Raw genomic sequence first — 18,327 nt, forward strand, 5'->3', positions numbered from 1 at the left:
TTTTGTGGGTTGCAAACGGTTAAGGCTTCCAAGCTAACCGCTCATTATATACCATTTTCAAACCACTTTTTTAAAAGACAAAACAATGGCTGATTTGAAAGCTCTTGCGGAAACGCTTGTAAATTTGACGGTTAAAGATGTTCAGGAACTGGCTGGTATCCTGAAGGATGATTACGGCATTGAGCCTGCTGCTGCTGCTGTAGCTGTAGCTGCTGGTCCTGTTGGTGGTGGCGATGCTGCTCCTGCTGCTGTTGAGCAAACCGAATTCGACGTTATCCTCCAGTCTGGTGGTGCCAACAAACTGAACGTGGTTAAAGAAGTGAAGAACCTCTTGGGTCTTGGCTTGAAAGAAGCAAAAGACTTGGTTGACGGTGCTCCACAACCACTGAAAACTGGTGTTTCTAAAGACGAAGCTGAGTCTTTGAAAGCTAAGTTGGAAGAAGCTGGCGCTCAGGTAGAAATTAAGTAATTTCTCCTTGCGCAAGCCAAAAGCAACTAGCTACACTGACTTTTACTAGTATAGCTTTTGGAATGGGCAGTGCTTCAAAATCATTTTTGAAGCACCAGGGCTTAGGAAATCGACGTTGGTTGCTTCCTAAGCCCATTGCCATATACTTCGTATTGTACATTTTGTGATTTTTATGCTGAATAATGAAACTTTTTTTACATTGGTTTCATTTACTAGGGGCAGAAGAGCATTAATGGTCGTTTTGTCCCACTACTTGGTCAGGAAAACCACTACATAGTTTGACTTGACTTTTTTGCACCCCTCGGCTATAAAGGCTTGGGGCTTTTACCATCAACAACAAACTTGTTGCGCAGATGACATTCAATGGTAAAGCACAATCTGCTGAAGCGAAGCGTATTACCTTCAGCAAAACTAAATTTCCCACTCCTTATCCTGATTTTCTTGAAATTCAGCTGAAGTCTTTTCAAGAGTTTTTCCAACTGGAAACAACTCCCGAAAACCGGATGAATGAAGGATTGTACAAGGTATTTCAGGAAAATTTTCCAATCACGGATGCGAGAAACATCTTCGTACTCGAGTTTCTGGATTACTTTATCGACCCTCCCCGTTACAGCATTGAAGAATGTATGCAACGTGGTTTGACCTACAGCGTTCCGCTTAAGGCTAAATTGCGTTTGTCCTGTAACGATGAAGAGCACGTCGATTTCCAAACCATTGTGCAAGATGTGTTTTTGGGGAACATCCCGTACATGACGCCCAAAGGTACTTTCATGATCAATGGTGCCGAGCGTGTGATCGTTTCACAGCTCCACCGTTCGCCAGGGGTGTTTTTTGGTCAGAGTGTACACCCCAACGGTACCAAAATCTATTCTGCCCGGGTTATCCCTTTCAAAGGTGCCTGGATGGAATTTGCTACCGACATCAATACCGTGATGTATGCGTACATCGACCGGAAAAAGAAATTCCCGGTTACTACGCTGTTGCGTGCCATTGGCTACGACACAGACAAAGCTATCCTGGATATCTTTGACCTGGCTGACGAAGTAACTGCTACCCGGGAGGCGCTCGAAAAAAGCATTGGCCGCAAATTGGCAGCCCGTGTATTGCGCAGTTGGACTGAAGACTTTGTGGATGAAGATACGGGTGAAGTGGTAACCATCGAGCGGAATGAGATCATTCTGGAACGCGATACCATTTTGGACGAAGACAACATTGAAGCAATCCTGGAGGCATCGGTGGCTACGGTCATCCTGCAAAAAGAAGACATCGAACAGGATTACTCCATTATCTATAATACACTGCAAAAGGACCCAACCAGTTCCGAACTGGAAGCGGTACAATACATCTATCGTCAATTGCGCGGTACTGATCCCCCCGATGAGGAAACAGCACGGGGCATTATCGAGAAATTGTTCTTCTCTGATAAACGCTACAATCTTGGGGAAGTAGGGCGCTACAAGATCAACAAGAAACTACAATTGGATATCTCGGAAGAGGTATTGGTGTTAACGAAAGAAGACATCATCTCCATTGTTCAATTCCTGGTGACCTTGATGAACCAAATGGCGGAAATTGACGACATTGATCACCTGGAAAACCGCCGGGTCCGTACCGTAGGTGAGCAATTGTATGCTCAGTTTGGGGTAGGTTTGGCACGTATGGCGCGTACCATCCGGGAACGGATGAACGTGCGTGACAACGAGGTCTTTACCCCCGTTGACCTGATCAATGCCCGTACCCTGTCCTCAGTGATCAACTCCTTCTTTGGAACCAGCCAATTGTCGCAGTTCCTGGATCAAACCAACCCATTGTCAGAAATCACGCACAAGCGGCGTATTTCTGCACTCGGGCCAGGTGGTTTGTCCCGCGAGCGCGCTGGTTTTGAGGTTCGTGACGTACACTACTCCCACTATGGTCGTTTGTGTACCATCGAAACACCGGAAGGACCAAACATCGGTTTGATCTCTACCTTGTGCGTACACGCCAAGATCAATAAAATGGGCTTCCTTGAAACACCATACCGGAAAGTAGTGGAAGGTTTGGTGGAAAAAGTGGAACAACCATTGTACCTGTCAGCAGAAGGGGAAGACAAAATGCGGATTGCCCAGGCCAACGCCTTGCTAAACAATGACGGTAGCTTTGTTAACGACCGTGTGAAGTGTCGCGAACATGGGGACTTCCCGGTATTGACCCCCGACGAGATCGATTACATGGACGTAGCACCCAACCAAATCGTTGGGGTATCTGCTTCCATGATTCCTTTCCTCGAAAACGACGACGCCAACCGCGCCTTGATGGGCTCTAACATGCAACGTCAGGCGGTGCCACTGATTCGCCCCCACTCACCAGTTGTAGGTACTGGTTTGGAAGGCAAGGTTGCCCGCGACTCCCGCATGCTCATCAACGCCGAAGGTGAAGGGGTAATTGAATACGTAGATGCTACCGAAATCCATGTACGCTACGACCGCACTTCCGAGGAGCAGCTGATTTCTTTCGAAGACAACTTGAAGAAATACAACCTCATCAAGTTTACCCGGACCAACCAGGGTACCTGTATCAACCTTCGCCCCATTGTACGCAAAGGCGACCGTGTTGAAAAAGGACAAATCCTCTGCGATGGGTACGCTACTGAAAAGGGCGAATTGGCCTTGGGCCAAAACATGAAGGTTGCCTTCATGCCCTGGAAAGGATACAACTTTGAGGACGCCATCGTAATTTCTGAGCGCGTTGTACGCGAGGACATCTTTACCTCTGTACACATCGAGCACTTTGAAATCGACGTACGCGACACCAAGTTGGGAGAGGAAGAACTCACCAACGACATCCCGAACGTGAGCGAAGAAGCCACCAAAGACCTGGACGAAAACGGTATCATCCGCATCGGTGCCTGGGTTAAGGAAGGCGACATTCTGATCGGGAAAATCACTCCTAAAGGGGAATCCGATCCTACTCCGGAAGAAAAACTCTTGCGTGCCATCTTTGGTGACAAAGCTGGCGACGTGAAAGACGCTTCCTTGAAGGCGCCCCCCTCAACTACGGGTGTGATCATCGACAAGCAACTTTTCGCGCGTGCGAAAAAAGATAAAGTGCAGAAAAACCAGGAGAAAGACGTACTGTCTAAACTGGATGATCAGCACAAAGTAGCTACCAACGAGTTGTTGACCATTTTGGTGGACAAACTGATGCTTTTGTTGAAAGACAAAACTTCACAGGGCATCCGCACCATTTATGGAGACAATCTGCTGGCCAAAGGGGTGAAATTTACCCAGGACACCCTGCGTGAACTGGATTATACCTCGGTTGACTATACCAACTGGACCGACGAGCCCAAAACCAATGAATTGGTAGCCCGCTTGTTGCACAACTACAGCATCAAACTCAACGAAGAAATTGGCCGCTACAAGCGCGAGAAATTCAACGTGAGCATTGGTGACGAACTTCCTGCTGGTGTACTCAAACTGGCTAAAGTGTACATGGCCAAAAAGCGCAAGCTGAAAGTGGGTGACAAACTCGCTGGACGCCACGGTAACAAAGGTATCGTTTCCCGCATCGTTCGTGCAGAAGACATGCCTTTCCTGGAAGATGGAACACCGGTCGATATCGTGTTGAACCCATTGGGGGTACCTTCACGGATGAACCTGGGACAAATCTTCGAAACCGTATTGGGCTGGGCTGGTGAAAAACTAGGTGTCAAATTTGCTACTCCAATCTTCGACGGGGCTACCCGCGATGAAATTGAAGAGTGGATTCAAAAAACGGGCTTGCCAAGTTTGGGCCAAACTTACCTTTCTGATGGTGAAACGGGCGACCGCTTCCACCAACAGGCTACCGTAGGGGTGATCTACATGCTTAAACTCAGCCACATGGTTGACGATAAGATGCACGCGCGTTCCATCGGGCCATACTCCCTCATTACCCAACAACCATTGGGTGGTAAGGCGCAGTTTGGTGGACAACGCTTCGGGGAAATGGAAGTTTGGGCACTGGAAGCCTTCGGTGCTGCCAACATCCTCCAGGAATTGCTCACCATCAAGTCCGACGACATCAATGGTCGTGCTAAAGCTTACGAAGCCATTGTTAAAGGAGACAACCTGCCTGAACCAAACATTCCGGAGTCCTTCAACGTACTTGTACACGAATTGCGCGGGTTGGCGCTCGATGTGAAATTTGAATAAACCTGAGAGTTGAGGAAAGTTGAGAAGGTTGAGAGAGGTTGAGGCTACCGCGAGCGACTTAGACAAGGAAAAGTCTAAGCCGCTCGCGGTAGCCTCAACCTTCCTCAACCTCCCTCAACCTCCCTCAACTTCATAAATCTTTAGACGCATGCCATTCAAGAAGAAGGGTAATGTTCAAAATCAAAATTTTGACAGCATCACCATCAGCTTGTCCTCTCCTGATGAAATTCTGGAGCGTTCTTATGGTGAAGTGCTCAAGCCAGAAACCATCAACTACCGCTCGTACAAACCCGAGCGCGATGGTCTTTTCTGCGAGCGCATCTTCGGGCCTGTCAAGGATTATGAGTGCTATTGCGGTAAGTACAAGCGAATCCGCTACAAGGGGATCGTGTGCGACCGTTGTGGGGTTGAAGTAACCGAGAAAAAAGTTCGCCGGGAACGGATGGGCCACATCAAACTGGTCGTACCCGTGGTGCACATTTGGTTCTTCAAATCACTGCCTAATAAAATTGGTTATTTGCTCGGCTTGTCTTCCAAGAAATTGGAGTCAATTGTCTATTACGAGCGCTACGTGGTGATTCAGCCAGGGATCAAAGGCAACGAAGGTGTTGGCAACAACGACTTGTTGACCGAAGAAGAGTACCTGGAACACCTGGAATCGCTGCCTGCAGAAAACCAAATGCTGGAAGATACCGACCCCAACAAATTCATCGCCCGCATGGGTGCTGAAGCGGTGCGCGACATGCTCAACCGCCTGGAGTTGGATCAACTGTCTTACGACCTGCGTCACCAGGCCGCCAACGAAACTTCGCAACAACGTAAGTCAGAAGCCCTCAAACGCCTGCGCGTTGTAGAAGCTTTCCGTGATGGTCAAACCCGCATGGAAAACCGCCCCGAATGGGCCGTGATCCAATACCTGCCCGTTATTCCACCAGAATTGCGCCCCCTGGTGCCATTGGATGGTGGCCGTTTTGCCAGCTCCGATTTGAACGACTTGTACCGCCGGGTGATCATCCGCAACAACCGTTTGAAGCGTCTGTTGGAAATCAAAGCTCCTGAGGTCATCTTGCGCAACGAAAAACGGATGTTGCAGGAAGCTGTCGACTCTTTGTTCGACAACTCCCGCAAATCCAATGCGGTAAAAGCGGAAGGTGGTCGGCCACTCAAATCCTTGAGTGACATCCTCAAGGGTAAACAAGGTCGTTTCCGTCAAAACCTCTTGGGTAAGCGGGTAGACTACTCCGGTCGTTCTGTCATCGTAGTAGGTCCAACCTTGAAACTGCACGAGTGTGGTTTGCCCAAAGGTATGGCCGCTGAATTGTTCAAACCCTTCATCATCCGCAAACTCATCGAGCGCGGCATTGTGAAGACGGTTAAATCAGCCAAGAAACTCGTAGACCGCAAGGATCCCGTGATTTGGGAAATCCTCGAAAATATCCTGAAGGGGCACCCCGTGCTCCTCAACCGTGCCCCAACCTTGCACCGTTTGTCCATCCAGGCTTTCCAGCCTCGTTTGGTAGAAGGTAAGGCGATCCAGTTGCACCCTCTGGTGTGTAGCTCGTTCAACGCCGACTTCGATGGTGACCAAATGGCGGTACACGTACCCCTGAGCCAGGCGGCGATTCTGGAAGCACAAATGTTGATGCTTTCTTCGCACAACATGCTCAACCCTCAAAACGGTACCCCGATTACCCTGCCTTCTCAGGACATGGTATTGGGCCTTTACTACATCACCAAAGAGCGTAAAACCGTTGGTAATGTCATCGTGAAAGGGGAAGGTATGAAGTTCTACTCACCTGAAGAGGTCATTATCGCCCTCAATGAAGGTAAGGTAGACCTGCACGCCAAGATCAAGGTACGTGTTCCTGTAGAAGTAGATGGTAAATTGGTCAAAAAATTGACGGATACTACCGTTGGCCGGGTGCTGTTCAATGAGGTAATGCCTGCTGGTGTACCTTTTCAGAATACCCTGATGACCAAGAAAAACCTGAAATCTGTAATCGGTGAAGTTATCGAACGAACAGACTTTGCCGTAACCGCCGACTTCCTCGACGACATCAAGGACATGGGCTTTACCTGGGCCTTCCGCGGTGGCTTATCCTTCAACCTTGGTGACTTGATCACTCCTTCCATCAAGCAAGACGCGTTGGAAGAAGCTCAGGGTGAGGTAGACGAAGTTTGGGACAACTACAACATGGGTCTGATTACGAACAACGAGCGTTACAACCAGATCATCGATCGCTGGACTTATGCCGACAACCGCATTACCGATACACTGATGCGCGAATTGGCCAGCCACAAACAAGGCTTCAACTCGGTGTTCATGATGCTCGACTCCGGTGCACGTGGTTCCAAACAACAGATCAAGCAGTTGTGTGGTCTGCGGGGCTTGATGGCCAAACCTCGTAAGTCTGGTGACACGGGTGGTGCGGTTATCGAAAACCCGATCTTGTCCAACTTTGTCGATGGTCTTTCGGTACTTGAGTACTTCATCTCTACGCACGGTGCGCGTAAAGGTCTTGCGGATACCGCCCTTAAAACGGCTGACGCAGGTTACCTGACCCGTCGTTTGGTGGACGTTGCTCAGGACGTGATCATTCTGGAAGAAGACTGTAGCACCTTGCGTGGTCTGGAAACCTCTGCACTCAAAGACAACGATAAAGTCATTGAACCATTGGTATCCCGTATCGAAGGCCGTTATACCTTGCATGATATTGTAGATCCCGTTACGGACGAACTCATTCTTACCGCAGGTGATTTCATCGATCCAAAAACGGCAGAATACATTGAAAAAATCGGGGTTGAAACGGTAACCATCCGCTCCGTACTGACCTGTGAATCCAAGCGTGGGGTTTGTGCCAAGTGTTATGGTAAAAACCTGGCGAATGGCCGGATCGCTGAAGAAGGCGACGCAGTGGGTATCATTGCTGCTCAATCCATCGGTGAACCAGGTACTCAGTTGACCCTGCGTACGTTCCACACGGGGGGTACGGCATCTTTGTCCAAAACTGAATCTGAGATCGTTGCCAAATTCGCTGGTAAAATTGAATTTGACGGCATCAAATTGACCGATGCTCCCGACGAAAACGGCGCGCGGGTAGTTCTGTCCCGTACTGGTGAAATCCGGATTGTTGATGCAGATACTGGCAAGCAATACGTTTCGATGCACGTACCTTATGGCTCGTCCTTGAGTGTACTGGACGGCGATACCGTTAGCAAAGGCCAGATGATCTGTAACTGGGACCCCTTCAATGCGGTAATCATCTCTGAATTCTCGGGTATCGCCAAATTCGACTCCATCGAAGACGGGGTTACCTTCCGGATTGAACGTGACGAACAAACAGGATTCTCCGAAAAGGTCATCATTGAAAGTAAGAACAAGCGGAAAATTCCGGTGATCTTCATCATGAGCCCAGAGGGAGAAGAACTGAAAACCTATACCTTACCTGTAGGATCATACATCTCTATTGAAGATGGTGTGACCATTACTGCAGGGGATAAAATTGCAAAAATTCCCCGGAAACTGGGTAAAATCCAGGATATCACGGGTGGTCTGCCCCGGGTAACTGAGCTTTTTGAAGCTCGTAACCCATCCAACCCCGCCATCGTTTCTGAAATCGACGGTGTGGTGAACTTCGGCAAGATCAAACGGGGTAACCGCGAAATCTCGGTAACCGCCAAGGACGGCCAAATCAGAAAATACCTGATTGGTTTGAGCAAACACATCCTGGTACAAGATGGCGACTTCGTACGCGCTGGTACACCTCTTTCTGACGGTACCATCGCTCCACGCGACATCCTGTCCATCAAAGGGCCATTTGCAGTACAACAGTACCTTGTAAATGGAGTTCAGGAAGTATACCGCTCACAGGGTATTACCATCAACAACAAACACATCGAGGTGATTGTACGCCAGATGATGCGCCGCGTGTTGATCGAAGACCCAGGTGATACCAGCTTCCTCGAAGGTGAAACTGTGGATAAAATTGAATTTCTGGAACAAAACGACTGGATTTTCGACAAGAAAATCGTCGTGGAATCCGGCGAATCCAACCGCTTGAAGCCAGGTCAATTGGTGACTTTGCGCCAAATCCGGGAAGAAAACTCTTTCCTCAAGCGCAACGACCGCCAGTTGGTGGAATACCGCGATGCAGTAGCTTCTACATCTAGCCCACAATTGTTGGGGATCACCAAGGCTTCCTTGGGTACCAACAGCTGGATTTCGGCAGCATCCTTCCAGGAAACCACCAAGGTGTTGAGTACGGCTGCTATCGGCGCCAAAACCGACAACCTGATGGGCTTGAAAGAGAACGTCATCGTCGGCAAACGTATCCCAGCAGGTACCGGCCAACGCAAGTTCGACAACATCATCGTAACGCACAAAGACCGTGCTGCTGAACTGGAGTCCCGCTACCACCAGTTCGACGACATGGAAGATGAAGATTGAGTGTGGGTGTGAAAGTGTGAGGGTGTGGGTGTGATGGCCTTCCATTCCCGCCCAATTCTCCGCCAACCCACGGATTTACCCGTGGGAGGCCACATACCGCCCCAACCCATGGCTTTAGCCGTGGGGAAAGCACAGGATGGATCGGCATAATGCTGATTCATCCTGTTTCTTTTCCCCCTACCAACAATCACACCCACTGCTATTCCCTCCACTCACTACCCCCGAAAGGCAGATTGTTCTTCCGTTGAATCTTCCGTACTGCTTCCCGATACTTTTACAATACCGTTCACATTCCGCATCACAATCCGAGCCGGAACCAACGCTTCCCGTTCCCGTGCCAGTGCAGGTCGTACAACAATCGCTCAAGGCAATCGCCCACAAGAGTTGCGTTTCAATGCCCACAATTTGGGTATGGGGCAAAATGGAATTCATACTACCCAAATTGACTCGACCAAAACCAGCAAGGTCAAATTGCGGCATACAGGCACTGTAGGCAGCCAGGGCATTTCTAGCCGTTGCCAAATGATTCTGAATCACATTTTGCACCGCAGCAGGTATGGGGCTGGGTAAGCACTGACGGCTGCTGGCCCAGGCTTGGGCGGCACCCAAATGGACACCCCCAATGTACAGTGCCCCGATGTGAACATTGTTGTCCGCATTTACCTGGAGGTTTTGCACAACAGCCTGTAAATCGCGAACCAGGTTTTCGGTTTCAAGCGCCAGTTGCCGGGTCCCGGTGTTGGCGAGGGACCCTCTTAATTTGAGGATTCGGCCTCGATCAAAGCCAATACACTGGATGATCCCCAGGGTGGCATCCAAAGTGTTCAAGGCTTCGGTGCAGGCAGTTACCGCATCAGGTGTCAACATCGGTGGTTCGGTGGCCATGCGTCCCCAAACTGTACCCAGCGCCTGTGCAGCGAAATAAAAAGAGGACAATTCCGCCCGGCATAACTTTTGGGTGACAGGTGGGGTGTTAACTGGCAGGGTTGTTGGACCCGATTTTTTAATCCAAACCTGTTTGTTCCAGGTGATGGAATTGCCATCTGGAGCTACACTGGCAATGGCATTGTTCCATTCGGGAATGGTAATGGTGTTGGCGCTGGTGAAATAGCCAGGCAGCTTTTTGCCCTGATAGGTGAGGGTGAAAAAAGTGTTGTCTTGTTCAACCGGGTAAAGTTCCTGGGGGTAGGCGGCCAAACCCCAATTTCCTGCAATGGACGGATATCCGGAGAAGGGGCTTCTTGTCCAAATCTGATTGTTCCAGAGTAGCCCCTGGCCACCGGTAGTCAGCGTAGCATAGGCATTCCATTGGGTTGCAAAAACAGTAGTGGCATTGCTGAAGTACCCTTCGCTGCGATTCGTTCCAATGGTGAAAACCAGATTGTTGCCCTGTTGAGTAATGGTGCAGGGAATTTCTGCCCTGCCATTGGAGTACCAGGTGCCCAGGATCTGGTTTTGTGCAGTCAATGGAAATGAGGACATTCCAAGAATAGAGGTGGCAAAAAAGAGGGCAAAACGAGGTAGAAGTTTCATCGTGCTGTGGTTTTTTACGTCAGTAAGAATGGATAGTTTATTAAAATTAAAAAAAAAATAGATTATGTCAAAATTTTACTAACCATAAACAATTGAGGGGCCATTCGGTTCCCTAACCCGAAATCCCCCATCCCGGGGGAACCCCATCTCGCCTCAATTTCCGACCTTAGCCCCAAAAAGAACATGCTACGCCATATTGTCCTTTTGTATTCCTTGTTTTTGCTAAAAACCACCTTGCTTGCCCAATCCTACGCCATCCGGGATGTCACCCTTATTCCCATGGATCGCAACATCAGCATTCCGCACCAAACCGTGCTGATCGAAAACGGGATCATCAGCAAAATTGGGCATTTCAGCAAAATCAAAATTCCCAAATCCTTTACCACCATAGCAGGCACCGACAAATTCCTCATGCCCGGCCTGATGGACATGCATGCACACTTCTTTCAGGAGCAGGGCGAGCACGTCAATACCACTGCCGAGGAGTTGAAGATCATGCTGGCCAATGGGTTGACCACAGTGCGCATCATGGCTGGGCATCCCGATTATCTGGAAGCACGGAGCAAAGTACGGAGTGGTCAGTGGATCGGACCAGAATTGTACGTGGCCAGCCCGCAATTGGTGGGATCCTGGCCCTGGCCCGAAGAGTTCAAAAACTATGAAGTAGTGGATACCCACGAAAAAGCCATAGCAGCGGTCAAACGATTTAAAGCGGAGGGCTACGATGCAATAAAGCTCACGTTTATGCTGAATCGTGAAGTGTTTAATGCCGTGGTTCATACCGCTTATGAAACTGGTATAAAAGTCACTGGCCACATTGGCCCTAAGGTCAAATTGCCCCGCGCCCTGCAAACCGGGATGCAGATTGAACACATGGACGAGTTCATCGACCAGTTGCTCCCGGATACTACCTACAACCACGGTGAAAGTGTATCGGATATGAACCTTTGGCGACCCAAAGCTTGGGCTACCGTACCTTTTTTAGATGAGGATAAAATCCAGGGCCTCGCCCGCCAGGTTCGCGACGCCAGGGTGTATGTTACGCCCACCAACCACTTTTTTTTCTCTTCTTTTGGGCGGGGTATGAGTGATGAAGAAATCAAATCGAGCCCGGATTTTTCCTATATCCCCAGTAGCATCCGTAGTGAGCGTTGGCGGGTACGCAAGTACTACCAGGACGCCATCATGCCTCCAGCCGAACACCGGGAAAAATACGTACGGGTGCGGGAAGCCCTGACTTATGCACTCTGGAAGGCAGGGGTAAAATTGATGGCTGGCTCCGATAGCCCGGAGTGGTTTCTGGTGCAGGGTTTTTCCTTGCACAAAGAACTGGAAGCCTTTACCCAGGCGGGGCTTTCCCCTTTTGCTGCTTTACAAACGGCTACCGTTAATCCTGCGGATTACCTGGGCATCGGCCAACGCAAGGGGACCGTGGAAATTGGAAAAGACGCCGATTTGTTGTTGTTGGAGGCCAACCCCCTGGAACAGGTTGAATATACCCGGAGAATAGCTGGGGTTTTTAAGGGAGGGAAATGGTTTGAAAAAGCCAGTTTGGTCAAAATGTTGGAGGAAGCGAAAAGGGTGGGGGAGTGAATGTGGCATTTTTTGTAAAATATGGATGGGAATTAAACCAATACCTTGGCTAAAGCATTCATTGTAGGTAAATTAATCTACCTAAAGTCACACCACCATGAAACTCCTCGCCCGTATCCTTCTTGGCCTTGGCATTCTCATCCTTGGCTTCGTTGTATACAACATGCAATCCGGTTTCCGCTCTTCTGACAAAAAAGTCCAGGCTTATTTCAAAAAACGGAATACCGTCGCTAAAATCAAAACACTGCCCTATGCCGATGGTAACTTGCACTGGATTGAAACCGGACGCGACACCCTGAGCAAGGATGCGCCACTGGTTTTATTCGTGCATGGCGCCCCCGGCTCGGCCCGCGACTTTTTTCAGTATCAGGCAGATTCCATCCTCCTGAACCGCGCCATTTTAGTTTCTATGGATCGCCCTGGTTATGGGTATTCTATGTACGGCAAAGCCATGACTTCTATTGCTGAGCAGGCTAAGGCCGTTAAAACGGTGATGGACGAATACCCTGGCCGTAGGGTAGTTTTGGTAGGGCATTCTTACGGCGGCCCCATTGTGGCCAAAGCGGCTATGCTTTATCCCGAAAGAATCCAGTCGGTCGTGATGTTGGCACCCGTGAATGACCCTGACAATGAACCCATTTTTTGGTTTTCCTACATCGGCAAATGGGCGGCGACCCGTTGGATGCTTTCCGGGGCCTGGCGGGTATCCGGTGCCGAGAAGTTTGCGCATGCGGCCGAATTGGACAAAATGCGGGGAGACTGGTTCAATCTTCAGACTTCCATTATGCATTTGCATGGCCCCAAAGACATGCTTGCCCCGCCTTCTAATATTGAATTCAGTGAAAAAAATATCCACCCGAAACAGCTCAAAATGATGGTTAAACCCGAATGGGGACATTTGATTCCTTTTATGAATCCGGATGATACGCGCAAAGCCATTTTGGAGGCATTGGGTATGCCGTAGTCAAAAAAGAAAAGCCCTGGAGTTTAAGTGTAAATATTTGGCTGTCATTTTTTTAGCTAAAATTTATCAAAATTTATTTCAAAATCTGGGCAGGAACACGACACCATTTTCTGTCGTTTTTTTGCATTAAATCACCCTGTAGTTTCGCAGTATCAAAATGTAGATGCCATGCGAAACCCTGTATTGTATTGTCTTGGATTGATCCTGTTGGTCAGTGCCTGCACTGCTGAACCAGCAGTTGATCTCAGCGCAGATCCCAACATTCCTGCTTTGCTGCAAGACAAACTTAAACTTCAACACATCAAAAACCAACAACGGGCTCCAGCTACGCTGGAACACCTGTTTATTGAAAAAGCCGAGGCGCAGTTCCCCATTTTTGCTCAGGAAGCCGATTTCCTCAACTTGACTGTCCTTCATTTCGACTGCTTTGACATTTACCTCAGCCCCCTGGATGAACCGGGGGATTATTTGGCCTTGCTGCACTCTCCCGGGCGCAGTACCCGACTCTTGTTTGTTGAATGGGGACTGCAAAATGGCCAGTACTACCAACAAGTTCTTGCCGCCAATGGAGAGGGTATTCGCTACTTTGAGGGGATGGGTTTTGAGGGGGAGGAAAATGCCGCTACTTATGCCTATGTTGGCTCGCTTTACAAATGTTGTTACGGCCTGGAGGCTGCCCCTTTGAGTTGGTTAAACCGTTTTAAACAGGATTGGGCCGAGCTATTGCAGAACGATTCCAAAGAACTGGCTGTTTGGGTCAAAGGTATACCCGTAGGCGGCATTTTGGCCCTTTACGGATATGCCGGGGTATACCTCGATTGAGCCCAATTACTCCTTTAACAGCAGCGAGGTATACTTGATACGTTGCCTTTTCCAGGTGTAGGTGATGTGGATGCGGCCATCCGAACCCTGAATGACTGCCGGATAAGAAAACTCCTGCTTGGGTTCTTCTTCCAAAGCCATGAGTTGCTTCCAGTTTTTGCCGTCTTTGGAAAAGGCGATATTCAAGGGGGAGCGATCTCCACCCCATTGGCGGCTGCGTTTGGTCACGTGGTTGTAGACGATGAGTTGGCGGCCATCCTGCAGGGTTAAGGCATCGGTACCGGAATTGGGATTGGGCAGACTGGTCTTTTTGAGTGGCGACCAACTTTTGCCTTGATCTGTTGAAAAAGCTTCCAGTACGTAGCCATTTTTGCTGCGACACAATATCTGCAAACGCCCATCCGAGTGGAACAACACGCTGGGCTGAATCGCTGAGAATTCTTTGCCATCGTTGATGGCGGGAGTTTTGCTCCAGGTGCGCCCTGCGTCTTTGCTTAGCTCAAAGTGTACCCGCCAGCCGTCATGCTCGGAACTGCTGGGGCACAGCAGGGTGCCATCCTGAAGCAAAACGGGTTTATTTTTGATGGGGCCAAGGATGCCATCGGGGAGCTTTTCGGATTTCGACCAACTTTGGCCCCCGTCGGTGGAGCGCATCAGCATGCCCCACCACTCGGCGGGGCTTGGCCCTACTTTGTAAAACAACAACAATTCAGCACCCGGCATTTGGAACAATACTGGGTTCCAACAAGGATAACGCAATGTTTCGTTCTGCACCCCATTGGCAACTTCTATCGGGCTAGTCCATTTGCCATTCACCAGGCGACTGGTCCAAATGCCGACGTCCTTGTGCCGTTCGTGGGTGCCGCCAAACCAAGCGGTAATCAATCCTTGTGGCGTTTCTGCAATGGTTGAGGCATGGCAGGAGGGGAAAGGTGCAGTTTCGTAGATAAACTCGGACTTGAAATCGGTGCTTTGGGAGGAAAGTTGGACGCTGAACAGGAACAGCGCGAAAAGCAGCTTGCGCATAGACTTTGTTTTTTGAGGCAAATCAAATTGTACACCAGGATTTAGCATAGGGTTAAACCCTCCGCTTTAAATATTCCTCTGGATAATCCCGGACTTTCCAGGCTAAATGATCCAGAAACCTTTCTCCTTCTGTCTCAAAACCTTCTCTTTCTGTTTTGTCCAGCTTGAAGGTAATTGTATAAATGGCCACTGTACCACAGACCACTTCCAGGACGTAGTCTTCTTCGGATTGAAAGAGAATGTAATCCCAGTTTTTATTGAGGAGTTCTTGCATTAGGAACTACTTTTGCTCCCCAAACAAATCATTGAGTATCGCCGCCAAGCGGTAACCGCTCAAAGTCAATTGTTTGCGCACTACTTCCTGTCCTTGTTCCAAATAAAAAGGGGTAGGCTCGTCATTGGGCCGCAGGTATTGGTTGCGCCCTTGATCGTCTTTGCCTTTGACGCCGTAGACATATTTAGCCGCCAGCTTATTGCTTTCCAAGGCCCAAAAATCAGGATCAAGTGTTTTTAAGTTGTCAAAACTTTTTTCAGGGTATTGCTTCATCAAGTCTTTAGCCAAATCCCGCACACTTTCAATCTGAGCTTCGGAAAGAGGCACTTTGGGTTTGCCAAAAGGGCGAAGATCGTTGTATTTGCTCAATGCACCACAACCATCGTCCCATAGGGCATGGAGGTTGCGCCAGGTACCTTTTAAGGGGAAAAGGTTGCCCCCTGCGTCGCCACCAGGTATATCATTGGTAAAGCGAGCTGTAGCGTGTAAGGGTTGATGCAGATCGCTTACGATATGCACCAAAAACGACAAAAAGCGCGCCTTTTCCATGGGTTTGGCCTGTGGCGCTTTCAAAATGCTATTGCATTGATTGACTGCCCAAATGGCATTTACTTCTGGCATTGCATGTACAACCAAACCATCATTATTGATCGGGAAATCTGCATAGTGCCAGGTATCATAGGCATGTATCCCATCTGCTTTGAGGTCATCGGGCCAGGGACCGGTAACAATAAAATGGTTCACCTGCGGATAGTCCCGTGCCAGCACTGCGGTCAGTGAATCCACCTTGGCTTTGGCTTTTTTGTCCAGATTGAGGTATGCAATCATGGCGGTAACCATATGCCCATGATCCCACCAGGCCTTGGCCTGGATGCTGCCCAAAAGAATCAGGGTTAAAAAGAGTATTTTTTTCATAGAAAAGAGTAGTGGGGCAAAAATAAGTGATCATTTTTCCTGAGCCCGAGGATTAGATAAGCCACTTGAAATGAAACGTTTACTTATCTAATCCTCGGGCAAAATGATCACTTATTTTTTTATCGCCCCTAGTGAAATTAATTTCGGATTTGGGATTTCGGATTTCGGCGGACTTTCAGGCGTGGATGCTGGCCGAAATCCGAAATCTCGAAATCCGAAATAATCAAACCAACCCCAAATCCACCTGAATCGCCTTCACTTTCGCCTTCAGGCTTTCCAGGGTAGCATCATAATCAGCAGGATCATTCAGTGGCGCATTCACCGATACGTAAAACTTAATCTTGGGCTCGGTGCCACTAGGGCGAGCAGACACCTTGGTGCCGTCTTCCAAAATGAGTTGGATTACATTGGATGGCTCGATACCCATACCCTGGGGGATGGGCGTTGTTTCACCTGTTTTGAGGTTTTTCCGGGTCAGGCTTTTGTAATCCAAAACCTCAACAGGCGCAGAACCTGCTACCGAGCTGGGCAGATTGCTGCGCATATCTGCCATCATTTTTTGGATTTCCTCCGCCCCAGCTTTGCCTTTTTTGGTCAAAGAAATCAAACCCTCGTAATAAAAACCATGCTTTTGGTACATCTGCGTCAGGAAGTCAATCAGGCTCAAGCCCTGGTCTTTGGCATAGGCCGTAAGTTCGGCGATCATGGCGCAGGAAGCCACGGCATCCTTATCCCGTACCGCATCACCAATCAGGTAGCCATAACTTTCTTCACCACCTGCGATGAATTTAGACTGGCCTTCCAGTTCCCGAATCACCTGCGCGATGTATTTGAAGCCTGTCAAAGTATTGTAGCAAGGCACCCCATAAGCAGCGCACATGGCGTCGATGATGTTGGTGGTTACGATGGTTTTGGCCACAAATTCTTTGCCCTGCAATTTGCCTGCATCTTTCCATGCTTGCAGTAGGTAATAAATGATCAGACTGGCCATTTGGTTGCCATTGAGCAATTGCCATTCGCCCGCCTGGTTTTTAACGGCTGCACCTACACGGTCGGCATCGGGATCGGTGGCAATGACCAGATCCGCGTCCATCGCTTTGGCTTGTTGCATAGCAATCGACATGGCCTCTTGTTCTTCGGGGTTGGGGTATACCACCGTTGGGAAGTTTCCATCTGGTTCAGCTTGCTCCTTTACGATATGGACATTGGTGAAACCTACTAGTTCCAGCGCCTTGGGCACCAGCGTAATACCTGTGCCATGGATCGGAGTATACACGATTTTGAGGTCGTGCTGGCGTTTGATGACTGCCGGGTTGATGCTGTTGGCCTGGATGGTTTTCAAAAATTCCGCATCCACTTCTTCTCCGACCATGCTGATCAGAGCCGAATTGCCATCAAAATGAATGTCCGATAGGGATTGGATTTTGTTGACCTCGGCTACAATATTGGCATCGTGTGGCGCAACTACCTGGGAGCCATCGGTCCAATACGCCTTATAGCCATTGTATTCACGCGGGTTGTGAGAAGCAGTGATCACCACACCGCTGTGGCAACCCAAATGTCGGATGGCAAAGGATAACTCCGGTGTAGGCCGCAGAGCCTTGAACAAAAAGACCTTGATGCCATTGGCTGAAAAAATATCGGCTACTATACGGGCGAATTCCGGCGACATGTTGCGGCTGTCATGCGCAATGGCCACTTTAATTTCGGTGCCGGGGAAATTTTGGTTCAGGTAGTTGGCCAAGCCCTGGGTTGCTGCACCTACGGTGTAGCGGTTCATCCTATTGGAACCTACCCCAATAATGCCGCGTAATCCTCCGGTGCCGAATTCCAGATCCTTGTAAAAAGAATCGATGAGTTCGGTTTCATTGTTGGCATCCAGCAAAGCCTGAATGGCCGCTTTGGTTTGGGCATCGTAATTGCCATCGAGCCAGCTTTGGATCCGCTGGCGGGTTGGTGCATCAATTGCGTTCGACATGGTTGGCGCTTTTCGGACTGTTTTCGATTGAAAAGTTAGACAGGTGTAAAACTAAGTTTTTAATCTATTTTTCAATGACCAAAAAAGAAAAAAGCGGAGCATTCACACCGCTTTTTCCAAAATAAAACACC

Annotated in this window: 11 protein-coding genes; 6 read left to right on the plus strand and 5 right to left on the minus strand. The window is 49.1% G+C overall.

Annotated features, from left to right (window positions below):
* The first annotated feature begins 85 nt into the window (after window positions 1-85).
* From rplL to rpoC, 3 genes are all read left to right on the plus strand, one after another.
* Window positions 86-469, plus strand: coding sequence for a 50S ribosomal protein L7/L12 (gene rplL, locus SFV55_RS09280; protein ID WP_320029212.1), 384 nt, complete (start codon window positions 86-88; stop codon window positions 467-469).
* A gap of 353 nt (window positions 470-822) precedes the next feature.
* Window positions 823-4,644, plus strand: coding sequence for a DNA-directed RNA polymerase subunit beta (gene rpoB, locus SFV55_RS09285; RefSeq protein ID WP_320029213.1), 3,822 nt, complete (start codon window positions 823-825; stop codon window positions 4,642-4,644).
* Window positions 4,645-4,792: 148 nt separating this feature from the next.
* Window positions 4,793-9,091 carry a DNA-directed RNA polymerase subunit beta' gene (rpoC, locus tag SFV55_RS09290; RefSeq protein ID WP_320029214.1) on the plus strand — a complete coding sequence of 1,433 codons (4,299 nt, stop codon included), beginning with the start codon at window positions 4,793-4,795 and terminating at the stop codon, window positions 9,089-9,091.
* 177 nt (window positions 9,092-9,268) lie between these two features.
* Here rpoC and SFV55_RS09295 read toward each other — a convergent pair whose 3' ends face one another.
* A complete protein-coding gene (locus SFV55_RS09295; protein ID WP_320029215.1) occupies window positions 9,269-10,624 on the minus strand; it encodes a hypothetical protein in 1,356 nt (451 codons plus the stop codon).
* Window positions 10,625-10,807: 183 nt separating this feature from the next.
* Here SFV55_RS09295 and SFV55_RS09300 point away from each other — a divergent pair, with 183 nt between their 5' ends.
* The 3 genes from SFV55_RS09300 to SFV55_RS09310 all read left to right on the plus strand — a co-directional run bounded on the left by SFV55_RS09300 (window position 10,808) and on the right by SFV55_RS09310 (window position 14,003).
* Window positions 10,808-12,217, plus strand: coding sequence for an amidohydrolase family protein (locus tag SFV55_RS09300; protein WP_320029216.1), 1,410 nt, complete (start codon window positions 10,808-10,810; stop codon window positions 12,215-12,217).
* 97 nt (window positions 12,218-12,314) lie between these two features.
* Entirely contained in the window at window positions 12,315-13,181 is an 867-nt protein-coding gene (locus tag SFV55_RS09305) for an alpha/beta fold hydrolase (RefSeq protein WP_320029217.1), read from the plus strand.
* 168 nt (window positions 13,182-13,349) lie between these two features.
* Complete coding sequence (locus SFV55_RS09310; protein ID WP_320029218.1) at window positions 13,350-14,003, plus strand: hypothetical protein; 654 nt, start codon at window positions 13,350-13,352, stop codon at window positions 14,001-14,003.
* Between the two features lie 6 nt (window positions 14,004-14,009).
* Here the strand turns inward: SFV55_RS09310 and SFV55_RS09315 are convergent, their stop codons facing one another.
* The 4 genes from SFV55_RS09315 to SFV55_RS09330 form a co-directional block, all read right to left on the minus strand.
* A complete protein-coding gene (locus SFV55_RS09315; protein WP_320029219.1) occupies window positions 14,010-15,029 on the minus strand; it encodes a sialidase family protein in 1,020 nt (339 codons plus the stop codon).
* A 52-nt stretch (window positions 15,030-15,081) separates the two neighbouring features.
* Window positions 15,082-15,303, minus strand: a complete 222-nt coding sequence (locus SFV55_RS09320; protein ID WP_320029220.1) for a hypothetical protein — start codon at window positions 15,301-15,303, stop codon at window positions 15,082-15,084.
* A 6-nt stretch (window positions 15,304-15,309) separates the two neighbouring features.
* The gene (locus tag SFV55_RS09325; protein ID WP_320029221.1) at window positions 15,310-16,218 is read right to left on the minus strand and encodes a S1/P1 nuclease; all 909 of its coding nucleotides are present in this window, start codon (window positions 16,216-16,218) and stop codon (window positions 15,310-15,312) included.
* Between the two features lie 223 nt (window positions 16,219-16,441).
* Complete coding sequence (locus SFV55_RS09330; RefSeq protein ID WP_320029222.1) at window positions 16,442-18,196, minus strand: phospho-sugar mutase; 1,755 nt, start codon at window positions 18,194-18,196, stop codon at window positions 16,442-16,444.
* Window positions 18,197-18,327: the final 131 nt, after the last annotated feature.

Origin of the sequence: Haliscomenobacter sp., assembly GCF_033763495.1 — a bacterium.
Classification (GTDB): domain Bacteria; phylum Bacteroidota; class Bacteroidia; order Chitinophagales; family Saprospiraceae; genus Haliscomenobacter.

What these genes read in the sequence shown, in the direction of transcription:
- rplL (WP_320029212.1), top strand. Translation starts at nt 86, where the DNA reads ATGGCTGATTTGAAAGCTCTTGCGGAAACGCTTGTAAATTTGACGGTT.
- rpoB (WP_320029213.1), top strand. Translation starts at nt 823, where the DNA reads ATGACATTCAATGGTAAAGCACAATCTGCTGAAGCGAAGCGTATTACC.
- rpoC (WP_320029214.1), top strand. Translation starts at nt 4,793, where the DNA reads ATGCCATTCAAGAAGAAGGGTAATGTTCAAAATCAAAATTTTGACAGC.
- SFV55_RS09295 (WP_320029215.1), bottom strand. Translation starts at nt 10,624, where the DNA reads ATGAAACTTCTACCTCGTTTTGCCCTCTTTTTTGCCACCTCTATTCTT.
- SFV55_RS09300 (WP_320029216.1), top strand. Translation starts at nt 10,808, where the DNA reads ATGCTACGCCATATTGTCCTTTTGTATTCCTTGTTTTTGCTAAAAACC.
- SFV55_RS09305 (WP_320029217.1), top strand. Translation starts at nt 12,315, where the DNA reads ATGAAACTCCTCGCCCGTATCCTTCTTGGCCTTGGCATTCTCATCCTT.
- SFV55_RS09310 (WP_320029218.1), top strand. Translation starts at nt 13,350, where the DNA reads ATGCGAAACCCTGTATTGTATTGTCTTGGATTGATCCTGTTGGTCAGT.
- SFV55_RS09315 (WP_320029219.1), bottom strand. Translation starts at nt 15,029, where the DNA reads ATGCGCAAGCTGCTTTTCGCGCTGTTCCTGTTCAGCGTCCAACTTTCC.
- SFV55_RS09320 (WP_320029220.1), bottom strand. Translation starts at nt 15,303, where the DNA reads ATGCAAGAACTCCTCAATAAAAACTGGGATTACATTCTCTTTCAATCC.
- SFV55_RS09325 (WP_320029221.1), bottom strand. Translation starts at nt 16,218, where the DNA reads ATGAAAAAAATACTCTTTTTAACCCTGATTCTTTTGGGCAGCATCCAG.
- SFV55_RS09330 (WP_320029222.1), bottom strand. Translation starts at nt 18,196, where the DNA reads ATGTCGAACGCAATTGATGCACCAACCCGCCAGCGGATCCAAAGCTGG.